This window comes from Streptomyces flaveus (assembly GCF_014647675.1).
Lineage (GTDB): Bacteria > Actinomycetota > Actinomycetes > Streptomycetales > Streptomycetaceae > Streptomyces > Streptomyces flaveus.
The window spans coordinates 6,481-14,276 of record NZ_BMPQ01000068.1; the positions used below are offsets into that span (position 1 = coordinate 6,481).

At 69.1% G+C, this 7,796-nt stretch carries 5 protein-coding genes and 1 pseudogene; 1 reads left to right on the forward strand and 5 read right to left on the reverse strand.

What is annotated here, in order from left to right; all coding sequences use genetic code 11:
• Positions 1-113: 113 nt before the first annotated feature.
• The 5 genes and pseudogenes from IEZ21_RS46545 to IEZ21_RS46565 all read right to left on the reverse strand — a co-directional run bounded on the left by IEZ21_RS46545 (position 114) and on the right by IEZ21_RS46565 (position 6,190).
• Positions 114-416: an MBL fold metallo-hydrolase gene (locus IEZ21_RS46545; RefSeq protein ID WP_189327861.1), complete on the reverse strand. Its 303-nt coding sequence runs from the start codon at positions 414-416 to the stop codon at positions 114-116.
• Between the two features lie 817 nt (positions 417-1,233).
• Entirely contained in the window at positions 1,234-4,389 is a 3,156-nt protein-coding gene (locus IEZ21_RS46550) for a S8 family serine peptidase (RefSeq protein WP_189327862.1), read from the reverse strand.
• A gap of 116 nt (positions 4,390-4,505) precedes the next feature.
• A complete protein-coding gene (locus IEZ21_RS46555; RefSeq protein ID WP_189327863.1) occupies positions 4,506-4,754 on the reverse strand; it encodes a hypothetical protein in 249 nt (82 codons plus the stop codon).
• 137 nt (positions 4,755-4,891) lie between these two features.
• Positions 4,892-5,040, reverse strand: a pseudogene (locus IEZ21_RS46560) (IS701 family transposase); the annotation flags it as partial.
• 43 nt (positions 5,041-5,083) lie between these two features.
• Complete coding sequence (locus tag IEZ21_RS46565; protein ID WP_189327864.1) at positions 5,084-6,190, reverse strand: SGNH/GDSL hydrolase family protein; 1,107 nt, start codon at positions 6,188-6,190, stop codon at positions 5,084-5,086.
• A 1,280-nt stretch (positions 6,191-7,470) separates the two neighbouring features.
• On the opposite strand from IEZ21_RS46565, the gene IEZ21_RS46570 reads away from it, so the two are divergent.
• A partial coding sequence (locus IEZ21_RS46570; RefSeq protein ID WP_506004896.1) for a beta-xylosidase family glycoside hydrolase occupies positions 7,471-7,796 on the forward strand: 326 nt, incomplete at its 3' end.

Sequence of the window (7,796 nt, forward strand, 5' to 3'; positions counted from 1 at the left end):
CGTGGCTGTGGCAGGGGCGGCCGCGGCGGGGGACGCGGTGGCGGCGAGTGTGCCGAGGCCGAGCGCGGCGCCCGCTCCGGTGGCGAGGAGGCGCCGTCGGCTGGGAAGGCTGGTCACTTGGGTAGCCCTTTCTGCGTGGGGGCAGGGATGTTCCCGGTGTACGGGCGGCGGACCGCCTCGGCCGGGAGGGTGGGAGCGGAAGCAGCGAAGCCGGTGGTCTCGTACGGTCTGCGCCTCAGACCGGCGGTGAGCTTGCCGGAGTCGAGGATGTCGGAGGCGAGCCGGTGGCCGTCGGCGGGGGGGCGGCCGGCGTCGGTCGGCAGCGCCTCCTGCTCGCTGTTGACGAGGGTGGCGGTCCTGTTCTTGCTGCCGACCGGAACGTCCAGATCGAGGCCGGTGAATTCGAGTGTGCTCATCAGGACTCTTCGCTGTTCCATCGAGGATGGGACCCGCTGACGCGAGCCATTCATCTGACAAGACGGTATCTGACGCATCAGATGTTGTTGCCATGGGGGCACCCGGTGTGATGCGAGTCGCACTGGGCCTGCTGTTGCGGCCACCGTTGGCCGGGTGGGTGGTGCCGTGGCGTGAAGTGCATGGGGCGCCGATGGAGGTCCGGGCGGAGTTGGGAGAGAGCCTGCGGAGCACCGGGCAGACGGTGGTGTCCAGGCAGCCGTACTCATGGTGGTCTCCGCCGTGGCGGTCTCGGCCGTATCCAGGCGGGGCAGCAAGACGGTGTCGGGGAAGAGCAGCAGAAAGGTCGAGCACGGCGCCAGCACGGGCCTCGACGGCGGCCGCGCCCGTGATCTCGGGTGCTCCTCGACCACGCCGACCGGATCCTGGCCGCCGTGCGGGGGGCCGAGAGCGCCCTCGCGGCGGTCAAAGGCACGGTCACCGCCACTGCCACCCTCGCCGCGTTGCCGTCGACCGTCGCCCAGATCGCGGCCGACGTTATTCTCGCCCTGTCCCGCCGCACCACGTGTACTACCTCCCGCTCCACCTTCTCTACCGGCATTGCTACTTGTGGAGATGGAGGTGGTGGCCGGCCCCGGGCGATGGGGTGCCCTGCCGTCCCATCGGGGGAATCGGCGGAGGTCTGGGCTTCAGGAGCATGCGAACCGCCCACGAAATCACGGGAGTTCGCGGTCGGTCTGTCCGGATCATTGGAGCTACGGAGCTACGGAGCTACGGAGCTACGGAGCTACGGAGCTACGGAGCTGTGGAGCTGTGGAGTTACGGCGTCACGGTCAGCGGTGTGCGGCCCACCGTCGTCGAGCCGTCGCCGAACTCCACGACCCCGACGTACCGTTCGCCGCGTACGGCGTCCGGCCAGGTCACCGTCAGTTCGGGGCGGTCGCCCGCGGTGACCTGCTGGGAGGACGGGGTGACCGAGGGGCGTACCGCCGGGGCGCCCTGGCCCACCTCCGAGCTCCACAGGGTGTACTGCTGGCTGGTCGTGCCGGCCGGGAGTCTGTACTGGAGGACGTAGACGTCGTAGTCGCCGGGCGGCAGGTCGGTGTGTTCGTCGGAGCCGGCGTCGGGGCGGCCGATCTGGTTGCCGGCGGTGTCGAAGGCGTAGAGGTCGATGTCGCTGCCGGGAAGGTGGTCGGCGGCGGTGATGGCCACGCGGGTGAAGGCGGCGCCTTCGGGGACGTGGACGCGGTGCTTCACGACCGCGTCGTTGGTGTGCGGGCTCTCCGAGAAGTCGGACTTGTCCGTGCCGGTCAGGGTGCCTGTCGTCTTCTTGGCGGTGTACAGGGCCGCTTTCGCCGTCAGTTCGCCGGTCCAGCCGACTCCGGCGGTCAGCTTCACCGAGTCCTGGCCGGTGACCGTGACCTCGTTCGGCGCCGCGAACCGCGTGGGGCGCAGGGCGATCGGGCTGGTGACGCGGTGGCGGGCGTGGGCGTCGCTCAGGGTGAGGGAGCCGTAGGACCAGGTGTCGTAGGTGGCGTCCATACGTTCGAACTCGACCGTGTACGAGGCCGACTCGCCCGGCGCCAGGGTCAGCCGCTTCGGGGTGACCCTGGCGCGGAAGCCGGGCGGGGTGTGGAGCGTGGCCTTGTACGTGGCCGTCTTGGAGGACACGTTGGTGACCTTGCGGGTTACCGTCTGGTGGCCGTAGAGGTCGCCCACCGAGATCGACGGGTAGTTGAGGTCACTGGGGTCGAGCGGTGTGGCCGTCGCGCAGGGGTCCTCGCCGTTCTCCGCCGCCGGGGGGATGCCGGTGGCGCAGAGGTACGCGGTCCAGTCGGCGGACGTGGAGTCGTAGACCAGACCGGGGTCGGCGGCACGGGTGACGCGGGGGATGCCGGAGCCGTAGTCGAGCGGTGTGGCGGAGTCGGCGTCCTGGCGGCCGATGGGGCCGCCCTTCTCGTCCTTCGTCGTCGCCGTGGTCATCAGTGCCGATTTGACCTCCATCGGCGACCAGTCGCGGTGGAGCTGCTTCAGCAGGGTCGCGAGGCCCGCGATGTGCGGCGACGCCATCGACGTACCGGACATGAAGCCGAACGAGCCCGCGTAGCCGCTCAGGCCTCCTGGCACCGTGCCCGCCGGGACGGCTTCGCCGGGGGCGGTGATGTCCGGCTTGAGCAGGTCGCCGTGGCTGTGGTGGTCGGGGCCGCCGGAGGAGAAGGAGGTGACGTCCCGGGCGGTGGTCTTGTGGCTTTGGCTGGGGAGGATTCCGGCGGTCGCGTTCTCGGTGGCCGCGTACTCCTTCACCGTCGGCGAGTCCTGCTTGCTCACCTGGAACAGGGGGATGGCGAGGGTGGTGGCGAAGAAGTCCATGCCGCTGGTCGGCGTGTGGGTGAGGACGATCGCTCTGCCGCCCGCCGACTTGACCTCGGTGGCTTTCGCCCCGTAGAAGAAGTTGCCGCCCCGGTCGCAGACGACGATCTTGTCCTTGGTCCGCGCCGGGTCGAGCGTGCCCGGCGCGCACAGCGCGGCCCGCTCGGCGTCGGCGTCCGACTTGCGCACGTCGGCGGCGTTGACCAGCGGGGTCGAGGGGACCCCCGAGTTCAGGCTGCGGTTGGTGATGCGGCGGCCGTTACCCAGGGTGAGTGAGGCGGTGTACTCGGTGCCGTGCGTCGACGCGGCGACCGTCGTCAACCAGGGGGCGGTGATCTGGACGGTGCCCGGGCCGCTGTTGCCGGCCGAGGCGGCGACGAAAACGCCCGCCTTGGCCGCGTTGAACATGGCCTCCTTGACGGTCGGGTGGGTGATATCCCCGCCTATGGAATAGTTGATGACGTCCACGCCGTCCGCGACAGCCCGGTCGATCGCGGCCACGGTGTCCACGCCCCAGCAGTTCGTGCTCCAGCAGGCCTTGTAGTACGCCAGCCGCGCGGCCGGCGCGACCCCGCTGAGCTTTCCGCTGGTGCCGGTGCCCGGGATCGACGCCTCGACGCCGTGGTTCCCGGCGGCCGTCGTACCGGTGTGTGTGCCGTGGCTGTTCCGGTCCAGTGGCGAGGCCACGTCGTCGGGGGTGGGCGCGGCCACGCCCTTGCGGAACCACTGGGCGCCGATCACCTTGTTGTTACAGGTGACGCGGTTGGCGGGGTCGGGGTCGGTGCCCTCGTCGCACGTGCCGTGCCACTTCTTGGCGATGGCCTCGGCGTCGGGGCGCGGCTCCGGAAGTGGGGCGAGCATCGGGTTCGACGGGTCGAAGCCGGTGTCCACGATGCCGATGATCATTCCCTCACCGGCGTGCTCGGGCCCGCCTAACTTCGACCGCAGTCCCTTGCCGCCGGAGAGACCCAGCATGGCGGGGAGCGAGCCGGAAGGGGTGGTTTTCCCTGTGCCGGACGCGTCGGACGCGGGTGATTCCGGGGCCCGGTCAGTGGTGGTTCCGGCTCGACCCGCAGCCTCCGCCGCGGGGGCGTGGTCCGGCGTCGGAGAGCCGGCGGAGCCCGGGGAATCCGCCGTCGGTCGGCTTGCCGTGCTGCGGGTCACCGCGGCGACCCCCGGCGTCACCGCCAGCTTCGACGCCTGCCGGCCAGTCAGTTTCGCGGCGAAGCCGCTGAGCGTGAAGTCGTAGTCGTAGAGCGCCTTGACGCCGGGTACGGAGTCGAGGACCTCGTCGCGGCGGTCGTCCAGGTGGCGTCGATAGGCGTCGATCGCGCCGGAGTCGGGGTCGAGCCGGTTGCCGGACTTCGGTGCCGTCCGCTTCAGGCGGGGCAGTTCGCCCTCGTAGGCGGCGACGGGTGCGTCGGTGAGCGTCACGACGTACATTCCGGGGCCGAAACTCCCGTCACTCTCCGCCAAGGCCCAGGCGGCGTCGGTATCGGCGGCGTAGACGGCGGGAGCGGTGACGGCGGTCAGCGTCAGGGCTCCGGCGAGGAGCGGCGCCAGCAAGGTGACGGCAGCTCTCGGACGTATGCGATTGTGTGTCAACTGTGGTCCATGTCAATCGAGTTGGTTAAGACCTTGATCCCCCACGGCCCTCAGTGTCACATTGGATACGGTCGGCCTCCTCCCACAGCTCGTCCACGCGACGGCGAGCACCCAGCTCACGCTGTTCCAGCAGCCCAATCACCGACGGCATCCACGACCTCCCGGGGAGCGACACAACGCCAGGCCACTACTCCCACGGCACCTCCCGCCCTACGCTCCACCAGGGTCACCGGGTTGATGAACCGTTCCTGCTGGGCCGTCGTGGCCGCCGCCGCGCGCATCGCCGGCAGCGTGGCGCCCGCGACCAGACCGGCGGTGACCGCCATGACTCTGCGGCGGCTGTGGGGGTGTTGGAGCCAGGACATGCGAGATCAGCTTCCTCACGGGTAAGGGGGACCGGGATCTGAAGTTCGAAATGCCGCTCTGGCTCTGGGGTTCTGGTTGGTGGCGAATGATCTGGGCAGGGGGCGGTGGCAGGTGGAGCAGGTGCCGGTCCAGCAGTTCAGCAGGTCTTGGATGGTGTCGAGGATCTGGTAGAGGGTGAACCCGCTGTATCGGCTTTTCGGGCCAGGCGCTGCTCGGTCAGGAACGCATGGGCGGCGGCGACCAGGTGACGTGGTGATGCCAGCCGGTCCAGGAGCGGCCCTCGAATCCCGGGACCGGGGTGGGGAGGGGCTCCGGTCCCGGGCGGGGGTCATCCGGCGGCCAGAGTGGTCCACTTCTGGTTGGAGTCGCCGTGGCAGTCCCAGAGTTGGAGCTGCGTGCCGTCGGCCGTGGAGAAGCCCGGAATGTCGAGGCAGCGGCCGGAGGCGGGGTTGCGGTAGCCGCCGTTGTAGGGCTCCCAGACCTGATTGGCGCCGCCGTGGCAGGTCCAGAGGTGCACCTTGGTGCCGTTGGTGGTGCCCCAGCCGGCGGCGTCGAGGCACTTGCCCATGGAGCGCAGGGTGCCGTCGGTGTAGGCGGACCAGACCTGGTTGACGGCGCCGGTGCAGCTCCAGGTCTGGACGGCGGTCCCGTCGGCCGTGCCGAAGCCGCTGACATCCATGCACTTGCCGCCCAACTCGGACTGCACACGTGAGGGAGCGGGGGCGGGGTTCCTCAGCCACCCGGCGCTGTCCGCGGACTGGATGCCGCGGTGGAAGGCGTCGGCCATCTTCTGGTAGCCCGAGTCGTTGGGATGCAGGAAGTCGTCCAGGTCGGCCGTGGTCAGGCTGCTCATGTCCACGTACGCGACGCGCTTGCCCGCGGCCTGTGCTTCGCTCACGATCTGGGGGATGGCCTGGTTGTACGCGGCGCGGTACTGCTCCTCCGAGCCGCTGGTGGACACGACCAGGGAGGCCACGAGGACGGTGGCGTCGGGGGCGTCGGCGGTGATCTGGTTGACCAGCGACTTCAGCCGGGCGGTGGCGGTGGAGACCTGATAGCTCTCGTTGAGGTCGTTGGTGCCGATCATCAGCGTCACGACGTTGGGCCGGTAGCGGGTCAGCGAGGCGTCGGCGAGTTCGGCGATCTGGTGGATCTTGTAGCCGGGGTGACCTTCGTTGTCGGGGTCGGACATCGAACCGCCCCGCCCCGTGCCCACGAAGTCCAGCGGATGGCCGTCTGCCGCGAGCTTGTCCCACAACGGGGCCCGGTAGCCGTTGCCCGTACTGCTTCCCACACCCCAGGTTATCGAGTCGCCGAGCGGCATGACCCGCAAGGGCGTGTTCGAGGCGGCGGAGGCAGGTGCCACACCTGCCGCCGTCATCCCGAGCGCAGCAGTGACCAGCGTGATGAGGGGCAGGATCCAAGGCTTTCTCATGCAGTCGTCCTCTTCTGCGAGTGAGTGCTGAATCTGGCGCGGGCTGCTCGACGTTCGTGTCGGCAACTCGGCTGCTGTGTCGTCCCGCTGGCGTCGGCGGGCGCATGACGTACTGGCGGAACGGCGTGGTGGGGAACGTCGTCATCCTTGAGCAAGCGGCTCCGGCCTGGCCCGTCAGGGGCCGTCCGGAGGCAGTGTGGTGCGGCCCTGAAGTGTTCGGCATAGCGAACGCAGGTCGAAGTGTCGAGCAACTGGATAATAAGGTTCCGGTGATCAGCGTCAATACCTCTCGCAAAATTCGCAAGCCGGAACATTCACAACTGAACCAGGCGACCTCAAGTCCCGTGGTGTAGGGGTCTTTGGTAGAGGGTCAGGTAGCGGTGCGGGCGCGGGCTTGGACAGGCACCGTTGCCGTACTGGTTGCCGCCGTTCCCGAAAAGGTTGCCGCCCGGTCCAAGTGCACGACTTGAGGATGACGGACCGCGATCCCGGTGACCCAGTCGATGGTCATCGTCTTCTCGTTGCCGGTGAGCAAAAGCGGGACCACGCCAGCCATGCGCAGAACAACAGCGTCTCGAGCTCGCTTCCACCGCCCGGACCAGGCACTTTCGGGCCTAATCCCCAGTCGAACTGCAACCAGGGACCGGGCTCGGCGATCCACGGCCGGAAGTACGACGGTGGCCGGCCCGCCACTGCTCCCTTCGCCCGCGCGACCGCCCGCCGCGTCGTCCGCTCGTCCCCGGTGGACCCCAGTAGCTGGAGGCGTTCGTGGAGCTTGTCGGCTCGCACCGTGCGCTGCGACCGGTCGACCCGCTCCTCGATCTTCGGCAGGAATGGGTCGATCAAGGATCTTGTGCTGTCCGCTCTCCACTCCTAGGATCCATGCCGTCCGAAGGATCGGTTCATGTTCGCAGTGTCGAACGCGGCCCCGGCCGAAGCGGCTTGCGCAGGGTGCACATGCCGGGCATGACAGCACCCGCATCATCCGTACCAGTAAGGCTCTCCCCAACACGCCAAGTGCCGGACTTGGAAGGGTGCACCCGGCATTCGTGCGGCGAGCCCCGATCGCCTCCCGGAGCATCGTGTGACGTCGCCCGCACCATGCCCACGCCCGCGCCTGTGCCGCGCGGCCGTGGTCCTCCTGTCAGACCTGGCGCGGCCGGCCCGTCGTCCAACTCGTAGGCCGTGCCTGGGGCACGTCGTATCCCAGCCCCGTCCTGCCGCCCCCATCCCGCCAGATCACCCCACTGACCGGCGGCGACGCCTTCGACGGAACGACCGTGAAACCGAAGCGGGAATCGAACCATAATCCGGATCACGACAAGTGGTCCGTCAACAACGGCCTGACCCTGCGCACCGCGACGGCCACCAACGACCTGTACTGGGCCCGCAATACCCTCACCCACCGGATTCAGGGACCCACCTCCACCGCGACCATCCAGCTGGACTACGCGACGATCCGCGACGGACAGCAACTGGAACACCACCGGCACCGGCGCCGAAGCCGCGAGCGCCAACGTCACGGGCTACGCCGCGCAGACACTCGGCGGCTCCGTCCGTATCGCACGGTTCGCGCTGACCACACCCCGAGCGCAGCAACGTTCTT